Raw genomic sequence first — 25,753 nt, 5'->3', positions numbered from 1 at the left:
CGGGGCCTAGGCCGGAGTCCCGAATGACCGACGCGAACATCGAAGTCATGATCCTATCCGCTATCTCGGAGATTCCGGCGGCGGAGTGGGACGCCTGCGCCTGCCCCGAGGCCGCGGACGGCGGGCGCCCCAGTGACCCGTTCACGACGCACCGCTTCCTTTCGGCGCTCGAGACCTCCGGGTCGGTCGGCCGGGGCACCGGCTGGCGGCCCGCGCATCTCGTCGCGCGCCTCGGCGGCGAGGTCATCGCCACCGCGCCGATGTACACGAAGTCCCACAGCCAGGGTGAATACATCTTCGACCATGCCTGGGCCGATGCCTGGGAACGGGCAGGAGGGCGCTATTACCCGAAGCTCCAGATGGCCGTGCCGTTCACGCCCGTGACGGGCCGCCGCCTTCTCACCCGTCCGGGGTGGGAGGATACCGGCCGCGCCGCGCTTCTGGAGGCGGCGATCCGCGTGACGGTATCCGCGCGCTATTCCTCTCTCCACATCACCTTCTGCACTGCAGAGGAGGCGGATGCCGGCGAGAGAATGGGGCTTCTGCGTCGCAAGACCCAGCAATTCCACTGGGAGAACCGAGGTTACGAGGACTTCGACGCCTTCCTCGCGGATCTTTCCTCGCGCAAGCGCAAGGCGATCCGGAAAGAGCGCGAGCGGGCGCAGGGTTTCGGCGGCACGATCCGCATGCTGACGGGCGACCAGATCGAGCCCGCGCACTGGGACGCCTTCTGGACCTTCTACCAGGACACCGGCAGCCGCAAATGGGGCCGGCCCTACCTGACGCGTGCGTTCTTCGACATCGCGCACGACAGCTTGCGCGACGACTGCCTTCTCATCCTCGCCGAACGCGAGGGCCGTCCGATCGCGGGCGCGCTGAACCTCATCGGACGTCACACGCTTTTCGGCCGCTACTGGGGCGCGATCGAGGATCACCCCTTCCTGCATTTCGAATGCTGCTACTACCAGGCCATCGACTACGCAATCGCCAATGGCCTCGCGCGGGTCGAGGCCGGCGCGCAGGGAGAGCACAAGCTGGCCCGCGGCTACCTTCCGACCGAGACGCATTCGCTCCACTGGATGGGCGACCCCGGCTTCCGTGACGCCGTCGCGCGCTATCTCGAGGCGGAGCGATCCGCCGTGGGCGAGGAGATCGCCTACCTCTCCGCCTTCGGACCTTTCCGGAGGATCGAAAGCCCGGACTGACACATCCGCGCTTTCTCCGGCGGGGACATCCCGCCGGATGCATCGAAGTTTTCTTGTCTGCGCCGAGGTTCTGTGTGCCAGAATGAACGGAGAAGACGGTCCCCAACACGAGCCATGAGGCGCAAATGACCGCACCCCTCACGCTTTATTCGAACGCCATGTCACGCGGGCGCATCGCCCGCTGGATGCTCGAGGAAGTCGGCCAGGCATACGACGTTGTCTACATCGACTTCGGCGAACAGATGAAATCGGCCGAGTATCTTGCCATCAACCCGATGGGCAAGGTCCCCGCGCTGAAACACGGCGATACGATCGTGACGGAATACGCCGCGATCTGCGCCTATCTCGCGGACGCCTTTCCGGAGGCGGGCCTCGTCCCGGCCAACCGGGGTCCCTATTACCGGTGGCTCTTCTTCGGCGCGGGTCCCCTGGAAGCCGCGATCATCAACGCCTCGCTCGGCTTCTCCGTCCCGGAGGGCAAGCGCGGGCAGGTCGGCTTCGGGTCGATCAAGACCACGCTCGACGCACTGGAATTCGCGCTGACGGAGAACCCCTATCTTGCGGGCGACAGCTTCTCGGCCGCCGACGTGGCGACCGGGTCCCAGATCGGATATGGGCTGCGCTTCGGCACGATCGAATCGCGCGGCGTCTTCGAGGCGTATTGGAACCGCATCGCGACACGCCCGGCGCACAAGCGCGCGGAGGCGCTCGACAACGCGGCGATGCAGGAGAGGAAAGGATAGGTCATGGCGGAACTTCTCGACGAGGCGACCCGGAACGACAACCTCCCCCCGCTGGGGGAGACGGGCTGGCGGGCGGTGCCCGATCGCGACGCGATCCGGAAGATCTGGAAGTTCAGGAATTTCTCCGAAGCCTGGGGCTTCATGTCCCGCGCGGCCTTGGTGGCGGAAAAGCTGAATCATCACCCGGAATGGACGAACATCTACAATGTCGTGGACGTGACGCTGGTCACGCATGACGCGGGCGGTCTGACCGACCTCGACCTGAAGCTCGCGCGCAGAATGGATTCGTTCGCCGGAGAGGCCGAGGTGCAGGGCGACCATTCGGAACCCGTGCAGTGCCTTTGCGAGATACACGCGCAGAAATGAGGGGCGCGGGCACCAGCGCGCGCCCCGTGGCGGGCGGTCAGATCGCCGCGAGCATGGATTCCCCACCCGACAGTTCGCAGACGCCCCGACCCACTTCCACGTGAAGGACCTTCACCACGCCATCTTCGGCATAGAGCGCAAAGCGCTTCATGCGGTTGATGAGTCCGTCGGCCGGGTTCGAGAACACCATGTCGATCGCCGTCGCGAATTCGGCCTCGGGATCGGCGAGCATCGTGATACCCGCCTCGGTCGCGCCCGAAATCTCGCCCCAGGCTTTCATCACGAAGGGATCGTTGACCGAGACGCAGATGATCTCATCCACGCCCTTCTTGTCGAATTCGGGTTTCGTGCGGATGAAGCTCGGGACATGCGCGGACGAACAGGTGCGCGTGAATGCGCCGGGCAGCCCGAAAAGCACGACCTTCCGGCCCTTAAGCCTTTCGGCCAGATCGACCGGTCGCGGCCCGTTTTCGCCCATCTCGAGGAGCGTCGCCCGCGGCAGACCTTTTCCCTCAGAAATCGTCATTCCATTGCCCCTCGCACGTTGCGTTTCCGTAAGTCGTGGTTATAGGCTCCGCCGCGCGATCGGCCAGAGGGGGAATGCATGTCCGGCATCGTTATCATCGGCGCGGGTCAAGCCGGCGCTTCACTCGCCGCGAAACTTCGCACGCTCGGTTATGAGGGTGCGGTGACGATGATCGGGGCCGAACAGCAACCGCCCTACCAGCGGCCGCCGCTGTCGAAGGACTACCTCCTCGGCAAGATGGAACTGGAACGGCTTTTCCTGCGCGCGTCTTCCTTCTGGGAGGAACAGAATGTCACGCTCCGCCTCGGCCAGCGCGTCGTCGGCATCGATCCGGCTGCAAAGACAGTGGCTTTCGACGGGGAAACGATCGCATACGACCATCTCGCCCTGACGACAGGCTCCGTGCCCCGCCGCCTTCCGGCAGCCATTGGCGGCGAGTTGCAGGGCGTCTACACGGTCCGCACGCTCGCGGACGTGGACGCGATGGAGCCCGAGTTCCGCGAAGGCCGCCGCCTTCTCATCGTCGGGGGCGGGTATATAGGCCTCGAGGCCGCAGCGGTGGCCGCGAAGCTTGGCCTGAAGGTCACGCTGGTAGAGGCCGCGCCCCGCATCCTCCAGCGCGTCGCATCGCCCGAAACCTCCGACTATTTCCGCAAGCTGCACCATTCGCACGGGGTCGAACTGATCGAGGGCGTCGGGCTCGAACGTCTTCTCGGCTCGCCCCGCGTCACGGGCGCGAAGCTTGCCGACGGCCGCGAGGTCGAGGCCGACTTCGTCATCCTCGGGATCGGCATCACTCCCGACACCGCGCTGGCCGAAGCCGCGGGCCTCGAGATCGAGAATGGCATCCGCACCGACGAGTTCGGCCGCACCTCCGACGCGTCCATCTGGGCGGCGGGGGACTGCGCCTCCTTCCCCTGGAAAGGCGGGCGCATCCGGCTCGAAAGCGTAGGCAACGCGATCGACCAGGCCGAAGTCATCGCCGAGAACATGCTCGGGGCGGAAAAGCCCTACGCTGCCAAGCCCTGGTTCTGGTCGGACCAATACGACACGCATCTTCAGATCGCGGGCCTCAACACCGGCTACGACCGGATCGTGACGCGCCGGGGCGACGATGGGGCAATGTCCTTCTGGTACTACAAGGGCGACGAGCTTCTCGCGGTGGACGCGATGAACGACGCGCGCGCCTACATGGTCGGCAAGCGCCTGATCGAGATGGGCAAGAACCCCGATCCGGCGGCGGTCGCCGACCCGGAAACGAACCTCAAGGCGCTTCTGAAGTAGTGCGTATCATCGCCGGCAAGTTCCGTGGCCTCGCGCTTGCCGCCGTCGGCAAGGGCGACGCCGAGGCGCATCTGCGCCCCACCTCGGACCGGGTGCGCGAGGCGATCTTCAATCTCCTGATGCACGGGGGCTACGGCGACCCCGTCGAAGGGGCCCGTGTGCTGGACCTTTTCGCCGGGACCGGGGCCCTCGGGCTCGAGGCGCTGTCGCGCGGCGCGGCACGCGTCACCTTCGTCGAGGACGGCGCGGCGGGCCGGGCGCTCATCCGGCGCAACATCGAGCTTACGCGCAGCATGGGCGTGACGGACCTCTACCGGCGCGACGCGACACGGCTGGGACCGAACCGCGGGGCGCCCTTCACGCTCGTCTTCCTCGACCCGCCCTACGGCAAGGGCATGGGCGAGAGGGCGCTGGCTTCGGCCATGGAGGGCGGCTGGATCGCCCCCGGCGCGATGATCGTCTGGGAGGAAAGCGCCGCCCCCGTCGTCCCCGAGGGCTTCGAGGAACTCGACCAGCGCCGCTACGGCGACACCATCGTGACCCTGCTGCGCGCGCCATCGTGATCCTGCGCTCACGTCCAAGCAAGAAACCGCGCGACAGCGTGATCCCTGTTACAGCCGAAAGTTGCTAGACTCGCGCCATCGAGGACGGCCGGACGGCGCTGAGCGCCCGGACCATCCGGCCCGACGCAGCGCCCGCCCTCCGGCCGCCCGCCAACTGGCGACGGAGAAGTAAAATGGCACAGACGATAGGCAATCCCCTCTCATGGGGTGCGCGTGCGGTGCAGAAAGCCGGCCATGAGGTCGGCGAGGCGGTGAATGCGATGCGTGGCGGCCGGACCAGGCCCAGGGTGCAGCGGATCACCGCGGCGGACCTGAGGGCTGCCCTCCGGGACGGCGCCGACGATTTCAAGGCGATGCGGTCCGATGTCATCACGCTGGTCGTGGTCTACCCCGCAATCGGCGCGCTTCTGGCGATCCTGGCGTTCAGCGCCGATGTCGTTCACCTCGTGTTCCCCTTGGCCGCAGGCTTCGTCCTGCTCGGCCCGTTGGCCGGCATCGGACTTTACGAGATGAGCCGGCGCCGCGAGGCGGACGAGCCCGTCGGCATCTCCAGCATCTTCGCCGCCCTGCGTCCGGGCGTGATCGGGCCGGTTGCGGGGCTCGGCATCGTGCTCGTGGCGATCTTCATCGCCTGGCTTCTCGTGGCGCAGACGATCTACGTCTGGACGCTTGGTCCGGCTGGGCCGATGGGCCTTGGCGAATTCTACCGCGCCGTGATCGGAACGTCGGAAGGCTGGACCATGATCGTTGCCGGCCTTGGGTTCGGCTTTCTCTTCGCCGCGGCGGTGCTGGCCCTTTTCATCGTGTCGTTCCCGATGATGATCGACCGTCAGGTGAGCGTCGCGGTCGCGCTTGCAACCTCGCTTGAGGTCACGCGGAAGAACACCGGGGCGGTGGCGCTCTGGGGCGTGATCGTGGCGGCGCTGATGGTGGCCGGGTCGATACCGTTTCTCATCGGGCTGGTCGTGGTCCTGCCAATCCTCGGACACGCCTCCTGGCACCTCTACCGCCGGGCGGTCGTCCACGTCGAGGACACGGAGCGCTGATCCAGACGTAGAAACACTGTCGCCGGCGGTCCGGACGGGTTTGAGCATCCCGTCCGGCGCCGCTATGGTGTCGCGACCCTGATTTTGCCGAGAGCCCCGCATGACACCTTCGGCCGTACTCTTCGACTGCGATGGCGTCCTCGTGGACAGCGAGCCGATGACGCTGGAGCTCCTTGCCGAGGACCTCGCCAACCACGGGCTCACCGTTTCGCTGGCCGAGATGGAGAAACTGTTCATCGGCGGGACCATGCGCGCCGTCGCGGCGAAAGCACGCGCGATGGGCGCCGATCTTCCAGCGACCTGGGTCGATGACTTCTACGAGCGTCTCTATGCCCTGCTGGCGGAAGGCACGCCGCTGATCCCCGGGATCGAGGAGGCGCTCGACGCTCTGGATGCTGCGGGGATTCCCTACGCGGTCGGTTCGAACGGGACCGGGCGGAAGATGCAGATCACGCTCGGGCAGCACCGCGATCTTTACGCGAGGCTCTCCGGGCTCATCTTTTCCGGGCAGGACCTCGGCACGCCGAAGCCCGCCCCCGGCCTCTGGCTGCACGCCGCGCAGGCGCTCGGCGCGGACCCGGATCGCGCGGTCGTCGTGGACGACAGCGCCACTGGCTGTGTCGCCGCGCGCGCGGCGAACATGCGCTGCCTCGGATTCGCCCAGCACAACGACGGCGCGAGCCTCGTCGCCGTGGGGGCGGAGGTCTTTCACCGGATGTCGGATCTGCCTGCCCTCGTCGGTCTGTGACGCGGGGCCAGCCGTGGCGGCTCAGTAGGTCGGGTGGAAATGGCCCGCCGGCGAAAGAGTGAAGATCTCCACCCCGTCGGAGGTCACGCCGACCGAATGCTCGAACTGCGCGGAAAGGGACTTGTCCCGCGTCACGGCGGTCCAGTCGTCGGCAAGGACCTTGGTCTCCGGCCGGCCGAGGTTCACCATCGGCTCGATCGTGAAGAACATGCCCTCCTCAAGGCGCGCGCCGGATCCCGGGCGGCCGTAGTGAAGGACGTTCGGCGGCGCATGGAACACCCGACCCAGGCCGTGCCCGCAGAAGTCGCGCACAACGCTCATCCGGTTCGCCTCGACGTAGGACTGGATCGCGTAGCCGATGTCGCCGAAGGTATTGCCCGGCTTGACCGCCTCGATGCCCTTCATCAGCGCGTCATGGGTGACCTGGATCAGACGCTCGGCCTTGCGGCTGAGACCGCCGGCCACGTACATGCGGCTCGTGTCGCCGTACCAGCCGTCGAGGATCACCGTGACGTCGATGTTCAGGATATCGCCGTCCTTGAGAACCTTGGGCCCCGGAATCCCGTGGCAGACGACATGGTTCACGCTGATGCACGAGGCGTGCTTGTAGCCCCGGTAACCGATCGTCGCTGACTTGGCGCCCGAAGCCTCGACCGCGTTGCGGATGAAGTCGTCCAGCGCCTCGGTCGTCACGCCAGGCTCCACGAGAGGCGCGACATCGTCGAGGATGCGCGCAGCGAGTTCTCCCGCCGCGCTCATGCCGGCGAAGTCCTCGGCTTCGTAGATCCTGATGCCGTCCTTGGTCATGCGGCCGCGCGGGTCGTCCACTCTGTTCCCTTTCGTTCGTTGTCCCGGATTAAATAGGAAACGAATCGTCCCTTGGCCAGACCGCACGGGGCTTTCCCGCCTGCACGGCCCGCCCTATAGATCAGGAAGCCACGACGGAGGCGAGTATGTCCAACCCAACCGCAGCGATCCTGATTATCGGCGACGAGATCCTTTCGGGCCGGACGCGCGACGCGAACATGCACTACCTCGCGGGCGAGCTTGTCCGCGTCGGCATCGATCTGAAGGAGGTGCGCGTCGTCTCGGATGACGAACCCGCGATCGTCGCGGCCGTAAACGCGCTGCGCTCCGCCTATACGCATGTATTCACCTCGGGCGGGATCGGCCCGACGCATGATGACATCACCGCCGACGCCATTGCCAAGGCTTTCGGGATGGGGCTCGACGTCCGGAAGGACGCGTATGACCTGCTCGGCGCCTACTACGCGGCTTCTGGGCTCGAGTTCACCGACGCCCGGAAGCGCATGGCCCGCATCCCCGAGGGCGCGACGCTGATCGCGAACCCGATCTCGGGCGCGCCGGGCTTTTCGCTTGAAAACGTGCATGTCATGGCGGGCGTGCCCTCGATCTTTCAGGCGATGGTCGCGGACCTGCTGCCGCGTCTCGCAGGCGGGAAGCCCGTGCTGTCGCAGTCGCTGCGCATCGACCTCGGCGAGGGAATCATCGCGGAACCGCTCGGCAAGCTCGCGAAGGAGTTCCCGGACCTCTCCTTCGGCTCCTATCCGTTCATCCGGAACGGTGCCTACGGGTCGAACGTCGTGATCCGGGGCACGGACGCCTCCCGGATCGACGCGGCAATGACGAAGCTCGCCGCCCTGTTTGCCGGCTCCACTGCGTGAACCTTTACGACGTCATCGACGCGACCTGGCCCGCCGCCCGCTGCCTGAGCCGGGGGCCGTGGAAGATCCGCGAAGGGCTGGGCGGGGGAAGCCGCGTCTCGGCCACGACGGCCGAGGGCGCGTGGACGGAAGACGACATCCCCCTGGCCGAGACCGCGCAGGCCGAGCTGGGGCAGAAGCCCCTCTTCATGATCCGTGACGGGGACGGCCGCCTGGACGCCGCTCTGGATGCCCGCGGCTATCACGTCGCCGACGCCGTCACGATCTACGCCGCCCCGGTCGCCACGCTCGCCCGGCACACTCCGCCGGTCACGACGTTCCGGCTCTGGCCGATGCTGGAAATCCAGCGCGAACTCTGGGCGGATGGCGGCGTCGGTCCCGAACGGCTGGCCGTGATGGAGCGCGCGCCCTTCCCGAAAACGACGGTCCTCGGCCGCATCAACGACCGCGCCGCGGGCACAGCTTTCATCGCGGCGGCGGGCGAAACGGCGATGCTGCACGCGCTGCACGTGATTCCCTCGCAACGTCGGCAAGGAATCGCCACCCACATGATGCGAGAAGCCGCGCGCTGGGCGCAAGATGTTGGCGCAAAACAGCTTTCCGTGCTGGTCACGCAGGCAAATGCCGACGCTGCCGCGCTCTACGCTTCCCTGGAAATGGAAGTTGTGGGACACTATTACTATCGCTCAAAACAAGCCTGACGAGGCAGGAGCAGTTGAAAGAAGAAACAGGCAAAAGCCCGACGGCCCTCGATCTGCCGATGGTCGAGCCACTTCCGGATGCAACCCGGAAGTATTTTGACATATGCCAGGACAAGCTTGGGCTCGTTCCGAACGTGCTCAAGGCTTATGCCTTCGACATCGGCAAGCTCAACGCCTTCACCGCGCTCTATAACGACCTGATGCTGGCGGAGAGCGGGCTTTCCAAGCTCGAACGCGAGATGATCGCCGTTGCGGTGTCTTCCCTCAATCGCTGCTGGTACTGCCAGGTCGCGCATGGCGCGGCGGTGCGCGAGTTGTCGGGCGACCCCCTTCTGGGCGAGGCGCTTGTGATGAACTGGCGCGTCGCGCGCCTGACCCCGCGCCAGCGCGCGATGCTGGAATTCGCGGAAAAGCTCACGCTGTCCTCGTCCAAGGTCGAAGAGCGGGACCGCCAGGCCCTGCGCGATGCGGGCTTCACCGACCGCGACATCTGGGACATCGCCTCGGTGGCAGGTTTCTTCAACATGACGAACCGCGTGGCCTCGGCGACCGGGATGGAACCCAACCCCGAGTATCACGAGGCGCACCGGTGAGGGTCCCGGTCCTCCTCCTCGCGCTCCTTCTGCCGGGCGCGGCCAACGCGGCGCTGACGCTGCCGGGCGATGCCGAACTGACCGTGCAGGCGAACGAGGCGTTGGGCAGCTTCGGTCTTCCCGTGGGTCCCTTCGCAGGTGGCGGGGTGGAGAAGCTTTCCGTCGAAGGGACCGTATCCCATTCCGCCTGGCGGATCGTGGGAACGCGCGCGACCACTCTTCAGATTCTCTCGCCGATGCGCGAGGAGCTTCAGGCGGACGGCTTCGAGGTTCTTTTCGAATGTGAGGCCGCGACCTGCGGCGGTTTCGATTTCCGCTACGAAACGCATGTTCTGCCGGAACCGGACATGCATGTGGACCTCGGCGATTACCGCTATCTCGCGGCCCAGAGCACGACGGGCGAAACGCCCGAATACATCGCGCTTCTGGTCAGCCGCTCTTCGGAATCAGGCTTCGTCCAGATGACCCGCGTCGGCCCTCCCGACCTCACGCCGGTCGCCGCCCCTTCAACCAAGGCGATGAACATCACACCGGTCACCGCCGCGCCCGCGCAGGATTTCTCGGCCGGCCTTGGCGATCGCCTGGAAAAGACGGGCTCCGTCGCGCTCGACGACCTGCTATTCGAAACCGGCTCTGCCGAGCTTGCCGACGGCGCATTCGCATCGCTTGCGGAACTCGCCGCCTACCTTGCCGCCAATCCGGCTCGGAAGGTCACGCTTGTTGGCCATACCGATGCCGTGGGCAGCCTCAGCGCCAACATCCAGCTTTCGGAGCGCCGCGCCTCCTCCGTGGTGAACCGCCTCGTATCGACCTTCGGCGTGTCTCCGACGCAGCTTGAGGCCGAGGGCGTCGGCTATCTCGCGCCGCGCGCCGCAAACCTGTCGGACGAGGGCCGGACCCTGAACCGCCGGGTCGAGGTGATCCTCACCTCGACGGAGTGACGCCTGCCGCGCCTTTCCGATTGCCGCTGCTCAGTTGAAGCCTGCCGGCCGCGAGCACCGGCCCCCTGCTTGTCACCAGTTGTCCGGGCCCTTGTCCGCGAAGGTGCGGGCCAGGAAATCGATGAATGCGCGGACCTTCGGCTGTGTGAAGCGCCCGGGCGGATAGACCGCGTAGATCCCCAGCGTCTCGATCGGGAGTTCCGGCATCGCCTCTTCGACGAGCCCCTGCCGCATCGCGTCGGCGTAGAGGAACTCCGGCAGGTAGGCGATCCCGAGCCCCGAAATCGCCGCATTGAGAAGCGACTGCCCATCGTTCACCGTCAGCCAGCCCGTGGTCCGGACCTGCCGCCGTTCGCCGGAGGGTGCGGTGATCTTCCACACGCCGCCCGCAGACTGATTCGAATAATGCAGAAGCTTGTGTTCGTTCAGGTCGTCGATCCGCGCCGGGCGGCCATACTTGGCGAAATAGGCCGGCGCGCCGATCATCCGCTTCGCGGTCTCGGAGAGCTTTCGCGCCCGGAGCGTGGAATCCTCGAGTTCGCCCACCCGGATCGCCATGTCGAAGCCTTCCGAAATGAGTTCGACATAGTTGTCGTTCAGCACCATGTTGACGGTGATGTCGGGGTATTCCCACAGGAACTTCCCGAGAATCGGTGAAAGCAGGTTCACGCCGAAGTCGGTCGCAACGGAAATTCTCAGAAGGCCCGAGGGCGCGGACTGCATCGAGGTGACGAGCGCATCCGCCTCGCCCGCATCCGACAGGACACGCCGCGCGCGGTCGTAGTAGGCAAGGCCGATCTCCGTGGGCGAAACCCGGCGGGTCGTCCGGTTCAGGAGCCGCGCTCCGAGCCGGGCCTCCAGTGCCGAAACGTGCTTCGACACGGCCGACTTGGAGATGCCCATTTTCTTGGCTGCGTCAGTGAATCCTCCCTGATCCACAACCGTTGCAAAGGCCTCCATTTCGGTGAGCCGGTCCATTGTTCACCCGTGCAGAACATTCCCCTATGTCCTTTGGTATCAACCCGGAATCGGGCAAGAATTAGGTGGCGGACGGACAATTGTCAGGAATTTTCGGACCGATTGTTCAACGCGATGAGGGTTCTTCGCCGTCCAACCATCACAGCCGCGCGGCAAGTCGCGCCCCCTGATCGATGGCCCGCTTCGCGTCAAGTTCCGCAGCCACGTCGGCGCCGCCGATCACATGCGCTTCGATCCCCTCGCGGGCCAGCGCATCCGCAAGCCCGCGCACGCTTTCCTGCCCGGTGCAGAGAACGACCGTATCGGCCTCGACAAGGGTCGGGTTCTCCCTGGATGGGCCGAAAGTCACGTGCAGCCCGTTCTCGTCGATCCGCTCGTAGTTTGCGCCGCCCAGCATCTTCACACCCTTCATCTGAAGCGCGGCCCGATGGATCCACCCGGTCGTCTTGCCAAGCCTGCGCCCCGGCTTTTCCGGCTTGCGCTGAAGGAGCGTCACCTGCCGCGCCGGCGGCTCGGGCTGCGGCGCCGCGACGCCGCCGCGCCGGGTCTCCGGATCGGCCACGCCCCATTCGGCGCGCCATTCTTCGGGGTGGAGCGTCGGGCTGTCGCCGCCCTGCACGAGGAACTCCGCGACATCGAAGCCGATCCCCCCGGCACCGACCACGGCGACGCGCTTGCCGACCTCGGCGCCCTTCGCGAGGACGTCGACATACGAAAGGACATTGGCCCGATCCTGGCCGGGGATCTCGGGGTCGCGCGGCGTCACTCCGGTCGCGACGATCACCTCGTCGAAGCCCTTCAGATCCGACACGCTCGCCTCGGCGCAGAGCCGCAGGTCGATCCCCGCCTTCGCGACCATGGTTTCGAACCACGCGACCAGCCCTTCGAATTCTTCCTTCCCCGGGATCATCCGCGCCATGTTGAGTTGCCCGCCGAGCCGAGCCGCCTTCTCGAAGAGCGTCACGCCGTGCCCCCTCCGGGCCGCGACCAGCGCCGCCATCAGCCCGGCCGGCCCCGCGCCGACGACGGCGATCCGCCTGGGCACGGGGGCGGGGTCGTAGGTCAGTTCGGTCTCGTGGCAGGCGCGGGGATTGATGAGGCAGGTGCTGATCTTGCCCGAGAACGTGTGGTCGAGGCACGCCTGGTTGCAGGCGATGCAGGGTGCGATCTCCTCGGCACGGCCTTGGGCCGCCTTGGTCACGAACTCCGGGTCGGCGAGGAATGGCCGCGCCATCGAAACCATGTCCGCGCATCCCTCTGCCAGGACGCTCTCGCCCACCTCGGGCGTATTGATCCGGTTCGAGGCGATGACAGGAATTCCGACCTTGCCCATCAGTTTCCGCGTGACCCAGGCGAATCCCGCGCGCGGGACGGAGGTGGCGATGGTCGGCACCCGCGCCTCGTGCCAGCCGATCCCGGTGTTGAGGATCGAGGCGCCCGCCGCCTCCACCGCCCGGGCGAGCGTCACGACCTCGTCGAAGGTCGAACCTTCGGGCACCAGATCGAGAAGCGAGATGCGGTAGATGAGGATGAAATCCTCGCCCACGACCTCCCGCACCCGCCGCACCACCTCGAGCGGGAAGCGCATCCGGTTCTCGTAGGACCCGCCCCAGCGGTCGGTGCGCTTGTTGGTGTGCGTCACGAGAAATTCGTTGAGGAGGTAGCCTTCCGACCCCATCACCTCGACGCCGTCATATCCCGCCTCGCGCGCGCGGGCGGCTGAAGTGGCGATGTCGGCGATCTGCTTCTCGATCCCGGCCTCGTCCAGTTCATTGGGCGGAAAGGGCGAGATCGGCGACTTGATCGGCGAAGGCGCGACGCAGTCCTTGCAGTAGGCGTAGCGTCCGGCATGCAGGACCTGCATCGCGATCCGCCCGCCGGCGTCGTGCACGCGCTTCGTCACGACCCGGTGGTTGGCGACGTCGTCGGCTCCGAAGAGCCCCGCTGCGCCCGGGAACACGCCGCCTTCCCGGTTTGGCGCCATGCCGCCCGTCACCATGAGCGCGACCCCGCCGCGGGCGCGGGCCGCGTAGAACTCCGCCACCCGGTTCCAGTCCCGCGTTTCCTCGAGGTTCGTGTGCATCGACCCCATCAGCACGCGGTTCGGCAGGACGACATGGCCAAGGTCGAGGGGCGCGAGAAGATGCGGATAGGGGCTCATCGGGATCTCCGTTTTGCCCGGCAGAATGGCGGCGCCGCGCGCCCGAGTCACGTCCGACGCCGCGTCACCGACTTCCGCTTTCCAGTCGGCCGCTCCCGACCGCACGTGCCGGGGCCGATGCGCGCCTCAGCCGCCGGTTTCTGCGCAATGCCGGCGGAACGCCTTCTTCAGGAGATCGAGCTCCGCCCGCAGAAGATCGATTTCCGCCCGCAGGTCGTCCTCGAGCGGCTCACCCGCCACGATGGCGAAGGAAGCCAGCCGTTCCCCCGTTTCCGCGTCGGATATCACGAAGGTCTGCACCCCGTCCGAAAGAAGCTCTGCCGGGATCGGCACCGACAGCGTCCACTTCCCCTCCGCGCCGGGCAGCGGATCGACCGCGTGTCCGGGAACGGGTTCGCCCAGATGGGTGACGGCGATCCCCGGAGGCTCGTCCGCCGAAACCTCCAGCAGCCCTTCCCAGCGGCCCGCATGGATGCGCGTCTTCGTCAGGATCGCCTTGCTCATGGTAGCCTCACAGTTCCGCCCTGAGGCGACGGCTCAGCGTCACGTCGCGCAGGAGCATCGCGTTCATCCGAGGCGCCTCGAAGATCAGGTCGAGCCATGCCCCTTCCACCCGGTTTTCCTGCAGCGGGCTGTCGCCCAGGTCGAATTCCGCCATCCGCTCCGATCCTTCCGAGGAAAGCTCCCGCAGGATCTGCTCGGTATTCGGGCCGTGCTTGATGTTGAGCCGGCCGAAGATCTTCACCGGCCGCTCGATTTCGATGACGGTCGAGAACCGCAGGATGTGCCGCCGTTTCAGCCCCTCCTCCAGCTCCGGCAGGTCGATGGCGAGCGACAGGAACGTCCCGTCGAAGCCGAGGGCGTCCAGCAGGAGGCCGAAAGGGGCCAGGTCGTCGCTGCGCCGGTTGCGCACCTGCCGCAGCGTGATCTCGCTGTCCCGGCAGTCGTGGAAGAGCGTCGTCCGCTCGTCGAGCTGCATCCTGTTGCCCGCCGATGCAAAGCCCGACGGCGAAATCGGGCCGCGCCAGAGTTCCGGACGCCACGCCCAGTCTGCCCCGAGCGGGCTCTGGATCACGTCCTCGCCGATGAACGGCCGCGTGAGACGGGCCTGCGCCTCGAACAGGAGCCGGTCGATCTCGCGGCGGAGCTGGCGGCCACGGTCGCGCTGCGCGCGAAGCGTGGCGATGTCGGCGGTCGCGGCATCCTTGGCGGCGCGCGCCCAGCTGAGGAGCGAGCGGTGGTGCCGAAGCCGATCCAGAAAGCTGTCCCTGCGCCCTGCCATCTTTTCCCGGATATCCGCCCGAAGGGGCAATGCCTGAATTACCTGTTAGCCGTTACCGGGCGGTTTCCGCAAATCGGAACGGTCAAGCCATGCCGCGCGCTCAGTTGGCCGGAGGTGGCGCGGCGGCCTCGGGGGCTTCGGCCGTGCGGGTCGGGTTCGCCGCAAGCATCCGCGCGAGGAACGCGTCGATCGCGGCGCGCTTGTCCCCGGCGGAAAGGGGCCGCGCCTGGTGGCCAAGGGCCGAGAGCGTCACGAGCCGTCCGTTCAGCGCAAGGACCGCCCGCCAGTATTCCGGCTCCACCGGCTGCCCCTGCGTGCCGCTCTCCGAGATGTCGCGGACCCTCAGGAACATGACACCGTCCGCCTCGAAGGTCTCGAGCACCTCGACGGTCTCGGCATTGCCCGAACGGCTAAGCGCGGCGCGGCCCGAGGCCGAGCGGAAGAATGCCGCCAGCGGCGCCGTTTCAGCGACGAGTTCCGCGCCTTCTGCGAGGACCGATGCCGTCAGGATCGCGGGCGCCTTTGGCGCGGGGGCGAAGGGCGTGCCCGCGAGCGAGGCGCAGCTGCCAAGGAGGACGAAGGCCGATTCCGCGCCGTCCCTGCTCGCCGTGCTGTCCACGCAATAGCCCCGCGGTCCCGCCACGGTTACCGAACTCCCCAGAACCGCCACCTGCGTGGGCGCGGAGCCGGTCCCCCCCGCCACGCAGGCGGAGAGGATAGCCGGTGCAAGGAGCGCGAAGGCTGCCTTACTGATCCATGTAGACATGCCGCTCCGCCTTGCCGCCGGGATGGGTGACCGCGCCCCAGCGCGCCCCACCAACGAGCTGGGCGTATTTCCACAGCGCGCCCGTCGCGTAGGCCGTTTCGCGCGGGCCCTTCCAGTCGGCCTTGCGCTTCGCGAGCTCCTCGTCCGACAGGTCGACCGAGATCTCGCCCGTCACGGCGTCGATGGTGATCATGTCGCCGTCCTTCAGGAGCGCGATCGGCCCGCCATGTGCGGCCTCCGGGCCCACGTGACCCACGCAGAAGCCCCGCGTCGCGCCCGAGAAGCGGCCGTCGGTTATCAGGGCGACCTTCTTGCCCATGCCCTGGCCCGAAAGCGCCGCCGTGGTCGCCAGCATCTCGCGCATGCCGGGGCCGCCAGCGGGGCCCTCGTTGCGGATGACGATGACCTCGCCTTCCTTGTACTGGCGCTTCTGGACGGCCTCGAAGGCGTCCTCCTCGCATTCGAAGACGCGCGCCGGGCCGGTGAAGACCTGCTCTTCCGATTTCATGCCGGCGACCTTCACGATCGCGCCGTCGGGCGCGAGGTTGCCCTTGAGGCCCACGACACCGCCCGTCGGCGTGATCGGCGCGTCCACCGGGTAGATCACCTTGCCGTCGACCGCGCGATCGACGAGATCGAGCTCCTCGCCTATGGTGCGTCCCGTCGCGGTGATGCAGTCCTCGTGGATCAGCCCCGCCCTGCGCAGTTCGCGCATCACGACCGGCACGCCGCCCGCCTCGTAGAGGTCCTTCGCGACGTAGTCCCCGCCGGGGCGGAGGTTCACGAAATAGGGCGTGTCGCGGAAGATGTCGCAGACGTCGAAGAGGTCGAAGTCGATCCCCGCCTCATGCGCGATAGCGGGCAGGTGCAGACCGCCGTTGGTCGAGCCGCCGGTGCAGGCCACGACGCGCGCTGCGTTTTCCAGCGACTTGCGGGTGACGATGTCACGCGCGCGGATGTTCTTCTCGATCAGGTTCATCACGGCGACGCCCGAAGCCTCGCCATACTGGTCGCGGCTCTCATAGGGCGCGGGCGCGCCGGAGGAATTCGGCAGCGCGAGGCCGATCGCCTCGGAAACGCAGGCCATGGTGTTCGCCGTGTACTGGCCGCCGCACGCACCCGCGGAGGGGCAGGCGACGCGCTCGAGGATGTCGAGTTCGGCATCCGTCATCTGGCCGGCCTGGTGCTTGCCCACGGCCTCGAACACGTCCTGGACGACGACGTCCTTGCCATTGAGTCTGCCCGGCAGGATTGAACCGCCGTAGATGAAGACGGACGGCACGTTGAGGCGAACCATCGCCATCATCATCCCCGGCAGCGACTTGTCGCAGCCCGCAAGGCCGACGAGCGCGTCGTAGCAGTGGCCGCGCATGGTGAGTTCCACCGTGTCCGCGATCGCGTCGCGCGAGGCGAGCGAGGAGCGCATCCCTTCGTGGCCCATCGCGATCCCGTCGGTCACGGTGATCGTGGTGAATTCGCGCGGAGTGCCGCCGCCGGCCTTCACGCCCATCTTCACGGCCTGCGCCTGCCGGTTCAGCGCGATATTGCAGGGCGCGGCCTCGTTCCAGCAGGTGGCGACGCCGACCCAGGGCTGGTGGATTTCCTCTTCGGAGATACCCATGGCGTAGAAGTAGGAGCGATGCGGCGCCCGGGCCGGACCTTCGGTGACATGGCGGCTGGGGAGCTTCGACTTGTCGAACGTGCGGTTTTTCATGGGGTCCTCCCGGATTTACTCGGGGAACGGAATAGAGAAGCTGCCCCGGGTGGGCAAGGAGGATTGCGGCCGCCGGGGGCTGCAGCTAGCCTCGCGATCGCTGGAGGACAGGAAATCGATGCCGGAGCCCGCGCGACGCGCCGACTACGCCCCGCTCGCGGGGTTCGCTGCCCCCGCGCGGCCACGCTCGGAACTCTGGCGGACGGCCGTTGGCGCCGCTCTGATGACCGCTCTCTACTTCATGCTGATCGTGGCGATGCTCTGGATCGCCGAGACGCTGTTCGGCACCTGGGCGGCGCTCAGCCTTGCCAACGACCTCTCGGGCGGCCGGACGCCGCGTGGCGTGCTGCTTCTGCTCTACAGCTTTCTCCTTCTCGTTCTCGCGGTGGCCATTCCGCTTCGGCTTCTGCACGGGCGCGGGCTCGAAACCCTTCTGGGCCCGCGCGACGCCGCCCTGAGGGACTTCGTGCGGGTCGCGGGGGGGCTGAGCCTTTTCGCCATCCTTCTCCTGCCGCTGTCCGCGATGTCGGAGCAAGCGGGTCGGCACCTGAGCTTCGGTGTCTGGCTTTCCTGGCTGCCGTTCGCCCTGCCGGGCCTCGTGATCCAGGTCGCGGCGGAAGAGATGGCCTTCCGCGGCTACCTGCAACAGCAACTTGCGGCGCGCTTCCGCGCGTCGGCGATATGGATGGGCGTTCCATCGGCGCTCTTCGCCTTCGCGCATTTCGCGCCCGGCACGTTCGGCGCGATGGCGTGGCTCATCGTCTTCTGGTCGGCGCTTTTCGGCGTCCTGGCGTCGGATCTTACCGCCCGGACCGGGAACCTCGGCGCCGCGATCGGGTTCCACTTTGCCAACAACTTCTCCTCCATCTTCCTGATCGGTGTCTTTGGCGACCTTGACGGGCTGGCGCTCTGGAACCTCGTCGTGAACCTCCAGGATCCCGCGCATCTCCTGCCGATCCTCGCCGTCGACGCCGTCTGGACGGTCGCCGCCTGGCTTCTCGCGCGCGTGATGCTTCGCGTCTGATTGCAATTCGTGGCCACCGGGGCTATCTCAGGCGCCTGACGCATCCGCCAAGGCACGCCCAGATGAACTGGATCACCAACTACGTCCGGCCAAAGATCAACTCGCTGTTCTCGCGCCGCGAGGTGCCCGAGAACCTCTGGACGAAGTGCCCCGAATGCGGGCAGATGCTTTTCCACCGGGAACTGGCGGACAATCTGAATGTCTGCAACTCCTGCGACCATCACATGGCGATCACCCCGAGGGAGCGTTTCAACGCGCTGTTCGACGGGGGCGTGTTCAGCGAGGTCAAGGTCCCCGAACCCGTCACGGACCCGCTGCATTTCCGTGATCAGAAGCGTTACCCGGACCGTCTGAAGGCGGCCCAGAAGTCGACCGGAGAGCGCGAGGCGATGCTTGTCGCGGAAGGTGAGATCGGGCGCACCCCGATCGTCGCCGCGGCGCAGGACTTCGCTTTCATGGCCGGGTCGATGGGCATGTACGTCGGCAACGCGATCATCGCCGCCGCCGAGCGCGCGGTGAAGCTGAAGCGGCCGCTCGTCCTCTTTTCCGCCGCGGGCGGCGCCCGGATGCAGGAAGGGATCCTGTCGCTGATGCAGATGCCGCGCACCACGGTCGCGGTCGAGATGCTGAAGGAGGCGGGGCTTCCCTACATCGTCGTCCTGACCCACCCGACGACCGGTGGCGTTACGGCGAGCTACGCGATGCTGGGCGACGTGCAGATCGCGGAACCGAATGCCCTGATCTGCTTCGCCGGCCCCCGCGTCATCGAGCAGACGATTCGCGAGAAGCTGCCCGAGGGCTTCCAGCGCGCCGAATACCTTCTGGATCACGGTATGCTGGACCGTGTGACCCACCGCAAGAAGCTGCGGGAGGAACTCATCACGATCACCCGGTTGCTCATGGGCAAGACCCCGGCCGTGGCCGGCGACCTGCCCGCCCCCAAGCCCGAACCCGCACCGGCCGAGCAGGCCGCGACTGAGGCCGCCAAGAAGTGACCACCCCAGGATCGGACGTCATCCTCACCCGGATGATGTCGCTTCACCCCAAGATCATCGACCTCACGCTGGACCGCGTCTGGCGGCTTCTGGAGGCTCTGGGCCATCCCGAACGCAACCTGCCGCCCGTGATCCACATCGCCGGGACGAACGGCAAGGGCTCCACCCAGGCCATGATCCGCGCCGGTCTCGAGGCCGAGGGCGGGCGCGTCCACGCCTATACCTCGCCCCATCTCGCGCGGTTCCACGAGCGCATCCGTCTGGCCGGGGAGCTCATCTCGGAACCCTACCTCTCCGAGGTCCTCGCCGAATGCGAGACCGCGAACGGCGGCATTCCGATCACCTATTTCGAGATCACGACCTGCGCGGCGCTTCTGGCCTTCGCCCGGACCCCGGCGGACTGGACCCTGCTGGAGGTCGGCCTCGGCGGGCGGCTCGACGCGACGAACGTCGTAGAGAAGCCGCGCCTGACCATCATCACGCCGGTGTCGCTGGACCACCAGCAATACCTGGGCGAAACGCTTCCCGAGATCGCGGGCGAGAAGGCCGGGATCATCAAGCGCGGCGTGCCCTGCGTCGTCGGCCCCCAGGCACCGGACGGCCTCGGGGCCATCGAGGAGAAGGCCGCCCGCCTTGGTGCGCCACTTCTCGTCCACGGCCAGCACTGGAACGCCTGGGAGGAACGCGGGCGCCTGATCTTCCAGGACGAGAACGGGCTTCTGGACCTGCCGCTGCCGAACCTGCCCGGTCCGCACCAGATAGACAACGCGGGCGCCGCACTCGCCGCACTCCGCCACCTCGGCGCCGGGGAGGAAGCCTGCGAGGCGGCGGTGACGCGCGCGTACTGGCCCGCCCGCATGCAGCGCCTCAGCCACGGGCCGCTCGTCGAAGCTGCGGGCTCCGCGGAACTCTGGCTGGACGGCGGGCACAACCCGGCCGGGGGCGAGGCCGTCGCGGCGACGCTCGCGCGGATGCCGAAGCGACCGACGCATCTCGTCGTCGGCATGCTCAACACCAAGGACATCGGGGGCTATCTGCGCCCCCTCGCCGCCGTGGCCGACAGCCTGACCGCCGTCTCGATTCCCGGAGAGCCGAACACGCTGTCCGCCGAGGACACGCAGGCCCATGCCGCGAAGACCGGGATCGAGGCCGGAACCTCCGACAGCGTGCTCGACGCGGTGCGGATGCTCGCCGCGCGCGACCCAGGCGGGCGCATCCTGATCTGCGGCTCGCTCTACCTCGCGGGCGGCGTCCTGCGCGAGAACGGCTGAGATTACGCACATGGCCTGCGCGTTCGGGCCCATCGCCTTGCGCCGGCCACCGCGATAAGACTCCGTGGAACCGCGCGGAGACAGACATGAGCGACAGCCTCGAATTCGGCCTCGACACTTTCGGCGACGTTCCGAAAGGACCGGACGGAACGCCCCTGCCTCAGGACCAGGTGATCCGCGACGTGATCGAAGAGGCGGTTCTGGCCGACGAGATGGGGATCGACTTCATCGGCCTCGGCGAGCACCACCGCGACGACTTCGCCATCTCGGCGCCCGAGATCATGCTGGCCGCGATCGCGTCCCGCACCTCGCGCATCCGGCTCGGCACCGCCGTCACTGTCCTGTCGAGCGACGATCCGGTGCGCGTGTTCCAACGATTCTCCACCTTGAACGCGCTTTCCTCGGGCCGGGCGGAGGTGATCCTCGGCCGCGGCTCCTTCACTGAAAGCTTCCCGCTTTTCGGCTATGAGTTGTCAGACTACGAGACGCTGTTCGAGGAAAAGCTCGACCTCTTCGTCAGACTGATGCGCGAGCGCGAGGTGACGTGGTCCGGCACGACCCGCGCCCCCCTGCGCAAGCAGCGCGTCTATCCGCCGCTCCCGCCCTCTGGCTTGCGCGCCTGGATCGGCGTCGGCGGCAGCCCGGAATCCGTGGTCCGCGCCGTCCGGCACGACCTGCCGATGATGCTCGCGATCATCGGCGGCAATCCCCGCCGATTCCGCCCCTTCGTCGATCTCTACCACCGCGCCTACCAGCAGATCGGCGGGACGTCCAAGGGCCTTGGCGTCCATTCCCCCGGTCACGTCGCCGAGACCGACGAACAGGCGCGGGAGGAGGCCTGGCCCGCCTACAAGGCACTGCACGACCGGATCGGGCGCGAACGCGGCTGGCCCCCGGTTACGCGCGAGGCGTTCCTGGGCGAAGTCGAGGGCGGATCGCTCTACGTCGGCTCGCCGGAGACGGTGGCGCAAAAGATGGCCGGGACGATCCGGACGCTCGGCCTTGCTCGGTTCCAGATGAAATACAGCCTAGGCCCTCTTGGGCACGAACCGCTGATGCGGTCGATCCGGCTCTATGGCGAAACGGTAATCCCCCGCGTGCGGGAGCTTCTGGCCTGAGCGGTCACTCCGCCCCCCAGTCGGCCCCCTGCATCTCCCGAAGGCGGCTGGCCGTGCGCGCGAACTCGAACGTGCCCTCGCCCTCGATGTAGAGCCGTTCAGGAACGTCGGCAGCCGAACAGATCAGCCGCACCTTCGCCTCGTAGAGCGTGTCGATCAGGGTGACGAAGCGCTTGGCCTCGTTGTAGTTGGCGGCCGAAAGAAGCGGGATTTCCTCGAGGATCAGCACCCGGACGGCCCCCGCCACCGCTAGGTAGTCCGCCGGGCCGAGCGGGCGGCCGCAGAGATCCCAGAACGAGGCCCGCGCAACGCCCGAACGCGCGTCGGGCAACGTCACTTCGCGTCCCTTGACGGTCAGGGTTAGCGGGCCCGCCCCGCCGCCACCCGTGAGTTCGTCCCACAGCCGTTCGATCGCCCCGCGCGCCTCCGCCCCGGCAGGGGTGAAATAGACCTGCGCACCGGCGAGCCGGTGCTGGCGGTAGTCGGTGGCGCTTTCGAGTTCCATGACCTCCATCCGCTCCTTCAGGAGCGCGATGAAGGGCAGGAAGAGCGGACGGTTCAGGCCATCCTTGTAGAGGTCGTCGGGTGGGCGGTTCGACGTCGTGACGATGGTCACGCCGTGTTCGAAGAGCCCCTGGAACAGGCGGCCGACGATCATCGCATCGGCGATGTCGGTGATCTGCATCTCGTCGAAGCAGAGAAGGCGCAGGTCTTCGGACACCGCCTCTGCAACGGGACGGATCGCGTCGTCCACGCCGGTCTTCCGGACCTCGTGCAAGCGGTTCTGCACGTCCTGCATGAAGGCGTGGAAATGGACGCGCCGCTTCGCCCGGATCTGCGTCTGTTCCATGAACAGGTCCATCAGCATGGACTTCCCGCGCCCGACCCCGCCCCAGAGGTAGAGCCCGGTGATCGGCGCCGGCGGCTTCGCGAAGAGACCGCCAAGAAGCCCGCGCTTCGGGGCCGGGGCCTCCAGCGCCTCGCGTATCCGCTCAAGTGACGGCAGCGCCGCGCGCTGTGCCGGGTCGGGCTTCAGCACGCCTTCGTGGACCATACGGTCGTAGATCTCGGTCAGCGTCACGGGCGGGGCCATGACGGCGGGATAGCGCGGGGCGGCGAAAAGGGGAAGCGGGTTCGGCAGGTCGGGGCCAAGCGACTGATTCCCATTGACGTTACCGCAACGCTGGTGATCCATGCGCCGGTCGAAAACGGAGCGGACATGGACACGCGCGCGCCTCTCGTGACCCCGGTGCTGATCGGGGGCTGCATCATCATCCTCGTGGGCTTCGCAATCCGGGCGAGTTTCGGCGTGTTCCAGATCCCGATCGCGGAGGAATTCGGCTGGCCGCGCGCCGAATTCTCGCTGGCCATCGCGATCCAGAACCTCGCCTGGGGCATCGGGCAGCCGTTGTTCGGCGCAGTCGCGGAGCGCTTCGGGGACCGGCGCGCGATCGTCGCGGGAGCCGTCTTCTACGCCACGGGCCTGATCCTCAGCGCGATGTCCACCACGCCGATCGCTCACCAGGCGCTCGAGGTTGCGGTGGGCTTCGGGATCGCGGGGATGGGCTTCGGCGTCGTTCTGGCCGTCGTCGGCCGCGCGGCCTCGGACGAGAACCGATCCATGGCGCTCGGCGTCGCCACGGCGGCCGGGTCGGCCGGGCAGATCGTGGGCGCGCCTTTCGCGGAATGGCTGCTGACGCACATGCAATGGCAGGGCGTCTTCTTCGTGTTCGCAGGGATCATCGGCGCGTCGCTTCTCGCGCTGCCGTTGCTGAAGGCGCCGGAGAGGGCGAGCCGGGCAGAGCTGGAAGAATCCCTGGGCGAGGTCCTGACGCGCGCGTCCAGGGACCCATCGTTCACGCTGATCTTCCTCGGCTTCTTTTCCTGCGGCTACCAGCTTGCCTTCATCACGGCGCATTTCCCGGCCTTCGTGACGGAGCTTTGCGGCCCGATCGCGCCCGGGAGCCTGCTGAGCGGGCTCGGGATCTCCTCCACCTCGACGCTTGGGGCGCTGGCGATCTCGCTGATCGGGGTCGCCAACATCGGCGGCACGCTGACCGCGGGATGGCTTGGGAAGCGCTACACGAAGAAATACCTGCTCGCAGGGATCTACGCGGCGCGGACGGTGGTCGCCGCCATGTTCATCATCCTGCCGATCACGCCCGCCTCGGTCATCGTCTTCTCGCTGGCGATGGGCGCGCTGTGGCTGGCGACGGTGCCGCTGACCTCCGGCCTCGTCGCCCATATCTACGGGCTGCGCTACATGGGCACGCTTTACGGGATCGTGTTCTTCTCCCACCAGCTCGGCGGGTTCCTCGGCGTGTGGCTCGGCGGTCGGATGTACGACATCTACGGCAACTACACGCTCGTCTGGTGGATCGGCGTGGCCGTCGGCGCCTTCTCGGCGCTGGTGCACCTGCCCATCAGGGAGCGCCGGACGGACTTCCTGCCGGCCTAGGCGGTCGTCGCGGCCAAGATGTAGCGCGCGGTCATCAGGTCGAGATGCGCGCCCCCGCCATTCTTGCAGAGCGTGATCTCCTCCTCGGAACCGCGTGAGAAGCGGCCGGAGGCGATGTCGTAGAAGTCGGCCACGACGTCTTCTCGGGTGATCGTGCCGTCGGCGAGTGGGGCCATCAGTTCGCCGATATGGTCGAGCGTCGTCGCGCGGGCGTCGACGAAGACCCGGGCGCGGGCGAAGCATTCGGAATCGACCTCGCGCATGTCGGGGCGGTAGGCGCCGATGAGGTCAAGGTGCGTGCCGGGCGAAAGCCACTCGCCCCGGATCAAGGGTTCGGTCGTCATGGTGGTGGTGGCGATGATCTGGGCTGACCGGACGGCCGTCTCGAGGTCGGTCGCGGCACTGGCGCCGGTTTCCTCGGCGAAGGCGCGGGCCGCCGCCTCGGTCCGGTTCCAGATGGTGAATTCGGCGCCGGGGAAGGCGGCGGAATAGGCCTCGACCATCGAATGCGCCACGGTGCCGGCTCCGACGATCAGGATGCGGCGCGCATCCGGCCGGGCAAGCCGCCGCGCGGCGAGGAGGGAATCGCCCGCCGTCTTCCACTTCGTGACGAGGTGGAAGTCGATGAGCGCCTCGAGCGTACCATCGCGGTCCGAATACAGATTCACCGCGCCGTTCAGGTTCGGCACGCCGAACGCGCCATTGCCCGGGAAGATCGTCGCGGCCTTCACCGCGAGCCCCATTCCATCGATCCAGGCGGAGCGGGTCAGGAGCGTGTCCTTGCCCCGGTAGAGGAAGGTATCGCCCACCTCGGCCTTCGGCAGAAGGTGCCCCGCCTCCAGAGCCTCGGTCAGCGCGATCCAGTCGAGCTTTGCCTCGGCCTCCTTGCCGATGATGTTGACGGTCATGGCCTTGCCTCCTCGCGGCTCAGAAGACCAGCGGAGACGAGTCTTTCGGCCCAGCCCTCCGGTCCCTCGAACAGATGTGTCTGCCAGCCGTGCCTTTCGGCCTCGGCGATGTTGTCGTGGCGGTCGTCCGTGAACAGAAGGCTTCCGGGCGGAAGGCCGCAATCCTCCTGCACCATGTCGAAAATCCGGGGATCGGGCTTGATGACGCCCATGTGCCCCGAAACGTAGCGGCGGTCGAATTCCTTCAGGAAGTCGTATTGGGTCTCGGCGAAGGCGAAGCTGCCGATTCCGAAATTCGTCAGCGCGAACACCGGGACCCTGCGGGACCTGAGCGCGCGCAGGAGAGCCACCGATCCGGGAATGGCCGGGGAGGCCATGTCGATCCAGCGGTCATGCCAGAGCCGGATCATGTCCCGCCACTCGGGGTAGAGTTCGGCCGTTTCATAGACCGTTTCGCGGAACGGGGCGCCCTTGTCGATCGCGTCGTTCATCTTGTGAAGATCGATCTCGGAGAACATCCGGCGGCGTTCGGCCGGGTCCATGACGGTGTCGTAGAACCGCTCAGGGTTCCACTCGATCAGGACGTTCCCGATGTCGAAGATCACCGCCTCTGGCTTCACGCCGCTCCTCCGGATTCCGTGCCTTGCCGCCGAGACCGCATAGAGCCCCGCGCGGCC

The 25,753-nt window shown here is 67.3% G+C and carries 27 protein-coding genes; 16 read left to right on the top strand and 11 right to left on the bottom strand.

The window, feature by feature from the left end; genetic code table 11:
- Positions 1 to 23: 23 nt before the first annotated feature.
- From ABCN56_RS09905 to ABCN56_RS09895, 3 genes are all read left to right on the top strand, one after another.
- Positions 24 to 1,205, top strand: coding sequence for a GNAT family N-acetyltransferase (locus ABCN56_RS09905; RefSeq protein WP_343080641.1), 1,182 nt, complete (start codon positions 24 to 26; stop codon positions 1,203 to 1,205).
- A gap of 125 nt (positions 1,206 to 1,330) precedes the next feature.
- Positions 1,331 to 1,948 carry a glutathione S-transferase family protein gene (locus tag ABCN56_RS09900; RefSeq protein ID WP_343080640.1) on the top strand — a complete coding sequence of 206 codons (618 nt, stop codon included), beginning with the start codon at positions 1,331 to 1,333 and terminating at the stop codon, positions 1,946 to 1,948.
- 3 nt (positions 1,949 to 1,951) lie between these two features.
- Positions 1,952 to 2,314: a 4a-hydroxytetrahydrobiopterin dehydratase gene (locus tag ABCN56_RS09895; RefSeq protein ID WP_343080639.1), complete on the top strand. Its 363-nt coding sequence runs from the start codon at positions 1,952 to 1,954 to the stop codon at positions 2,312 to 2,314.
- A gap of 37 nt (positions 2,315 to 2,351) precedes the next feature.
- On the opposite strand, the gene ABCN56_RS09890 is transcribed toward ABCN56_RS09895, so the two are convergent.
- Positions 2,352 to 2,840: a peroxiredoxin gene (locus ABCN56_RS09890; RefSeq protein ID WP_343080638.1), complete on the bottom strand. Its 489-nt coding sequence runs from the start codon at positions 2,838 to 2,840 to the stop codon at positions 2,352 to 2,354.
- Between the two features lie 78 nt (positions 2,841 to 2,918).
- On the opposite strand from ABCN56_RS09890, the gene ABCN56_RS09885 reads away from it, so the two are divergent.
- From ABCN56_RS09885 to ABCN56_RS09870, 4 genes are all read left to right on the top strand, one after another.
- Positions 2,919 to 4,124: an NAD(P)/FAD-dependent oxidoreductase gene (locus ABCN56_RS09885; RefSeq protein WP_343080637.1), complete on the top strand. Its 1,206-nt coding sequence runs from the start codon at positions 2,919 to 2,921 to the stop codon at positions 4,122 to 4,124.
- Positions 4,124 to 4,687: a 16S rRNA (guanine(966)-N(2))-methyltransferase RsmD gene (gene rsmD, locus ABCN56_RS09880; RefSeq protein ID WP_343080636.1), complete on the top strand. Its 564-nt coding sequence runs from the start codon at positions 4,124 to 4,126 to the stop codon at positions 4,685 to 4,687. Before ABCN56_RS09885 ends, rsmD begins: the two co-directional genes overlap by 1 nt.
- A 173-nt stretch (positions 4,688 to 4,860) precedes the next feature.
- A complete protein-coding gene (locus ABCN56_RS09875; RefSeq protein WP_343080635.1) occupies positions 4,861 to 5,733 on the top strand; it encodes a DUF2189 domain-containing protein in 873 nt (290 codons plus the stop codon).
- Between the two features lie 100 nt (positions 5,734 to 5,833).
- Positions 5,834 to 6,481, top strand: coding sequence for an HAD family hydrolase (locus ABCN56_RS09870; protein ID WP_343080634.1), 648 nt, complete (start codon positions 5,834 to 5,836; stop codon positions 6,479 to 6,481).
- Positions 6,482 to 6,502: 21 nt separating this feature from the next.
- On the opposite strand, the gene map is transcribed toward ABCN56_RS09870, so the two are convergent.
- A complete protein-coding gene (map, locus tag ABCN56_RS09865) occupies positions 6,503 to 7,288 on the bottom strand; it encodes a type I methionyl aminopeptidase (protein WP_425466106.1) in 786 nt (261 codons plus the stop codon).
- A gap of 146 nt (positions 7,289 to 7,434) precedes the next feature.
- On the opposite strand from map, the gene ABCN56_RS09860 reads away from it, so the two are divergent.
- From ABCN56_RS09860 to ABCN56_RS09845, 4 genes are read left to right on the top strand one after another with little or no spacing between them, the layout of a single operon-like run.
- On the top strand, positions 7,435 to 8,166 hold the full coding sequence (locus tag ABCN56_RS09860; RefSeq protein ID WP_343080632.1) for a competence/damage-inducible protein A: 732 nt from the start codon (positions 7,435 to 7,437) through the stop codon (positions 8,164 to 8,166).
- Entirely contained in the window at positions 8,163 to 8,867 is a 705-nt protein-coding gene (locus tag ABCN56_RS09855) for a GNAT family N-acetyltransferase (protein WP_343080631.1), read from the top strand. The genes ABCN56_RS09860 and ABCN56_RS09855 overlap by 4 nt, the downstream gene beginning before the upstream one ends.
- Positions 8,868 to 8,926: 59 nt before the next feature.
- Positions 8,927 to 9,460 carry a peroxidase-related enzyme gene (locus ABCN56_RS09850; protein ID WP_343081470.1) on the top strand — a complete coding sequence of 178 codons (534 nt, stop codon included), beginning with the start codon at positions 8,927 to 8,929 and terminating at the stop codon, positions 9,458 to 9,460.
- Positions 9,457 to 10,401, top strand: a complete 945-nt coding sequence (locus ABCN56_RS09845; RefSeq protein WP_343080630.1) for an OmpA family protein — start codon at positions 9,457 to 9,459, stop codon at positions 10,399 to 10,401. The genes ABCN56_RS09850 and ABCN56_RS09845 overlap by 4 nt, the downstream gene beginning before the upstream one ends.
- A gap of 72 nt (positions 10,402 to 10,473) precedes the next feature.
- On the opposite strand, the gene ABCN56_RS09840 is transcribed toward ABCN56_RS09845, so the two are convergent.
- From ABCN56_RS09840 to ilvD, 6 genes are all read right to left on the bottom strand, one after another.
- On the bottom strand, positions 10,474 to 11,379 hold the full coding sequence (locus ABCN56_RS09840; RefSeq protein WP_343080629.1) for a LysR family transcriptional regulator: 906 nt from the start codon (positions 11,377 to 11,379) through the stop codon (positions 10,474 to 10,476).
- Between the two features lie 139 nt (positions 11,380 to 11,518).
- On the bottom strand, positions 11,519 to 13,540 hold the full coding sequence (locus tag ABCN56_RS09835) for an oxidoreductase (RefSeq protein ID WP_343080628.1): 2,022 nt from the start codon (positions 13,538 to 13,540) through the stop codon (positions 11,519 to 11,521).
- A 126-nt stretch (positions 13,541 to 13,666) separates the two neighbouring features.
- Positions 13,667 to 14,044, bottom strand: coding sequence for a hypothetical protein (locus ABCN56_RS09830; RefSeq protein ID WP_343080627.1), 378 nt, complete (start codon positions 14,042 to 14,044; stop codon positions 13,667 to 13,669).
- A gap of 7 nt (positions 14,045 to 14,051) precedes the next feature.
- Complete coding sequence (locus ABCN56_RS09825) at positions 14,052 to 14,822, bottom strand: DUF6478 family protein (RefSeq protein WP_343080626.1); 771 nt, start codon at positions 14,820 to 14,822, stop codon at positions 14,052 to 14,054.
- A gap of 100 nt (positions 14,823 to 14,922) precedes the next feature.
- Positions 14,923 to 15,588 carry a cation transport ATPase gene (locus ABCN56_RS09820; RefSeq protein ID WP_343080625.1) on the bottom strand — a complete coding sequence of 222 codons (666 nt, stop codon included), beginning with the start codon at positions 15,586 to 15,588 and terminating at the stop codon, positions 14,923 to 14,925.
- Positions 15,569 to 17,302, bottom strand: coding sequence for a dihydroxy-acid dehydratase (gene ilvD / locus ABCN56_RS09815; RefSeq protein WP_343080624.1), 1,734 nt, complete (start codon positions 17,300 to 17,302; stop codon positions 15,569 to 15,571). Before ilvD ends, ABCN56_RS09820 begins: the two co-directional genes overlap by 20 nt.
- Positions 17,303 to 17,420: 118 nt before the next feature.
- Between ilvD and ABCN56_RS09810 the strand changes: the two genes are divergently transcribed.
- From ABCN56_RS09810 to ABCN56_RS09795, 4 genes are all read left to right on the top strand, one after another.
- The gene (locus ABCN56_RS09810) at positions 17,421 to 18,326 is read left to right on the top strand and encodes a CPBP family intramembrane glutamic endopeptidase (RefSeq protein ID WP_343080623.1); all 906 of its coding nucleotides are present in this window, start codon (positions 17,421 to 17,423) and stop codon (positions 18,324 to 18,326) included.
- Between the two features lie 62 nt (positions 18,327 to 18,388).
- Positions 18,389 to 19,321, top strand: a complete 933-nt coding sequence (gene accD / locus ABCN56_RS09805; RefSeq protein ID WP_343080622.1) for an acetyl-CoA carboxylase, carboxyltransferase subunit beta — start codon at positions 18,389 to 18,391, stop codon at positions 19,319 to 19,321.
- Positions 19,318 to 20,592: a bifunctional folylpolyglutamate synthase/dihydrofolate synthase gene (locus ABCN56_RS09800; RefSeq protein ID WP_343080621.1), complete on the top strand. Its 1,275-nt coding sequence runs from the start codon at positions 19,318 to 19,320 to the stop codon at positions 20,590 to 20,592. The genes accD and ABCN56_RS09800 overlap by 4 nt, the downstream gene beginning before the upstream one ends.
- An 86-nt stretch (positions 20,593 to 20,678) precedes the next feature.
- The gene (locus ABCN56_RS09795) at positions 20,679 to 21,710 is read left to right on the top strand and encodes an LLM class flavin-dependent oxidoreductase (protein WP_343080620.1); all 1,032 of its coding nucleotides are present in this window, start codon (positions 20,679 to 20,681) and stop codon (positions 21,708 to 21,710) included.
- A 4-nt stretch (positions 21,711 to 21,714) separates the two neighbouring features.
- On the opposite strand, the gene zapE is transcribed toward ABCN56_RS09795, so the two are convergent.
- On the bottom strand, positions 21,715 to 22,803 hold the full coding sequence (zapE, locus tag ABCN56_RS09790) for a cell division protein ZapE (RefSeq protein WP_343080619.1): 1,089 nt from the start codon (positions 22,801 to 22,803) through the stop codon (positions 21,715 to 21,717).
- A gap of 126 nt (positions 22,804 to 22,929) precedes the next feature.
- On the opposite strand from zapE, the gene ABCN56_RS09785 reads away from it, so the two are divergent.
- Positions 22,930 to 24,168 carry an MFS transporter gene (locus ABCN56_RS09785; RefSeq protein WP_343081469.1) on the top strand — a complete coding sequence of 413 codons (1,239 nt, stop codon included), beginning with the start codon at positions 22,930 to 22,932 and terminating at the stop codon, positions 24,166 to 24,168.
- Here ABCN56_RS09785 and ABCN56_RS09780 read toward each other — a convergent pair.
- Together ABCN56_RS09780 and ABCN56_RS09775 are read right to left on the bottom strand one after the other, a co-directional pair.
- Positions 24,165 to 25,076: an ornithine cyclodeaminase family protein gene (locus ABCN56_RS09780; protein WP_343080618.1), complete on the bottom strand. Its 912-nt coding sequence runs from the start codon at positions 25,074 to 25,076 to the stop codon at positions 24,165 to 24,167. The genes ABCN56_RS09785 and ABCN56_RS09780 overlap by 4 nt on opposite strands.
- Entirely contained in the window at positions 25,073 to 25,696 is a 624-nt protein-coding gene (locus tag ABCN56_RS09775; protein ID WP_343080617.1) for an HAD family hydrolase, read from the bottom strand. Before ABCN56_RS09775 ends, ABCN56_RS09780 begins: the two co-directional genes overlap by 4 nt.
- Positions 25,697 to 25,753: the final 57 nt, after the last annotated feature.

It is taken from the genome of Ostreiculturibacter nitratireducens (assembly GCF_032670585.1).
GTDB classification, from domain to species: domain Bacteria; phylum Pseudomonadota; class Alphaproteobacteria; order Rhodobacterales; family Rhodobacteraceae; genus Ostreiculturibacter; species Ostreiculturibacter nitratireducens.
This window is presented reverse-complemented; position numbering and strand designations above follow the sequence as displayed.

Excerpts from the sequence above, each read along its gene's own strand:
- ABCN56_RS09905 (WP_343080641.1), top strand. The coding sequence starts at position 24 with ATGACCGACGCGAACATCGAAGTCATGATCCTATCCGCTATCTCGGAG.
- ABCN56_RS09900 (WP_343080640.1), top strand. The coding sequence starts at position 1,331 with ATGACCGCACCCCTCACGCTTTATTCGAACGCCATGTCACGCGGGCGC.
- ABCN56_RS09895 (WP_343080639.1), top strand. The coding sequence starts at position 1,952 with ATGGCGGAACTTCTCGACGAGGCGACCCGGAACGACAACCTCCCCCCG.
- ABCN56_RS09890 (WP_343080638.1), bottom strand. The coding sequence starts at position 2,840 with ATGACGATTTCTGAGGGAAAAGGTCTGCCGCGGGCGACGCTCCTCGAG.
- ABCN56_RS09885 (WP_343080637.1), top strand. The coding sequence starts at position 2,919 with ATGTCCGGCATCGTTATCATCGGCGCGGGTCAAGCCGGCGCTTCACTC.
- ABCN56_RS09875 (WP_343080635.1), top strand. The coding sequence starts at position 4,861 with ATGGCACAGACGATAGGCAATCCCCTCTCATGGGGTGCGCGTGCGGTG.
- ABCN56_RS09870 (WP_343080634.1), top strand. The coding sequence starts at position 5,834 with ATGACACCTTCGGCCGTACTCTTCGACTGCGATGGCGTCCTCGTGGAC.
- map (WP_425466106.1), bottom strand. The coding sequence starts at position 7,288 with ATGACCAAGGACGGCATCAGGATCTACGAAGCCGAGGACTTCGCCGGC.
- ABCN56_RS09860 (WP_343080632.1), top strand. The coding sequence starts at position 7,435 with ATGTCCAACCCAACCGCAGCGATCCTGATTATCGGCGACGAGATCCTT.
- ABCN56_RS09850 (WP_343081470.1), top strand. The coding sequence starts at position 8,927 with ATGGTCGAGCCACTTCCGGATGCAACCCGGAAGTATTTTGACATATGC.
- ABCN56_RS09840 (WP_343080629.1), bottom strand. The coding sequence starts at position 11,379 with ATGGACCGGCTCACCGAAATGGAGGCCTTTGCAACGGTTGTGGATCAG.
- ABCN56_RS09835 (WP_343080628.1), bottom strand. The coding sequence starts at position 13,540 with ATGAGCCCCTATCCGCATCTTCTCGCGCCCCTCGACCTTGGCCATGTC.
- ABCN56_RS09830 (WP_343080627.1), bottom strand. The coding sequence starts at position 14,044 with ATGAGCAAGGCGATCCTGACGAAGACGCGCATCCATGCGGGCCGCTGG.
- ABCN56_RS09825 (WP_343080626.1), bottom strand. The coding sequence starts at position 14,822 with ATGGCAGGGCGCAGGGACAGCTTTCTGGATCGGCTTCGGCACCACCGC.
- ABCN56_RS09820 (WP_343080625.1), bottom strand. The coding sequence starts at position 15,588 with ATGTCTACATGGATCAGTAAGGCAGCCTTCGCGCTCCTTGCACCGGCT.
- ilvD (WP_343080624.1), bottom strand. The coding sequence starts at position 17,302 with ATGAAAAACCGCACGTTCGACAAGTCGAAGCTCCCCAGCCGCCATGTC.
- ABCN56_RS09810 (WP_343080623.1), top strand. The coding sequence starts at position 17,421 with ATGCCGGAGCCCGCGCGACGCGCCGACTACGCCCCGCTCGCGGGGTTC.
- accD (WP_343080622.1), top strand. The coding sequence starts at position 18,389 with ATGAACTGGATCACCAACTACGTCCGGCCAAAGATCAACTCGCTGTTC.
- ABCN56_RS09795 (WP_343080620.1), top strand. The coding sequence starts at position 20,679 with ATGAGCGACAGCCTCGAATTCGGCCTCGACACTTTCGGCGACGTTCCG.
- zapE (WP_343080619.1), bottom strand. The coding sequence starts at position 22,803 with ATGGCCCCGCCCGTGACGCTGACCGAGATCTACGACCGTATGGTCCAC.
- ABCN56_RS09785 (WP_343081469.1), top strand. The coding sequence starts at position 22,930 with ATGGACACGCGCGCGCCTCTCGTGACCCCGGTGCTGATCGGGGGCTGC.
- ABCN56_RS09780 (WP_343080618.1), bottom strand. The coding sequence starts at position 25,076 with ATGACCGTCAACATCATCGGCAAGGAGGCCGAGGCAAAGCTCGACTGG.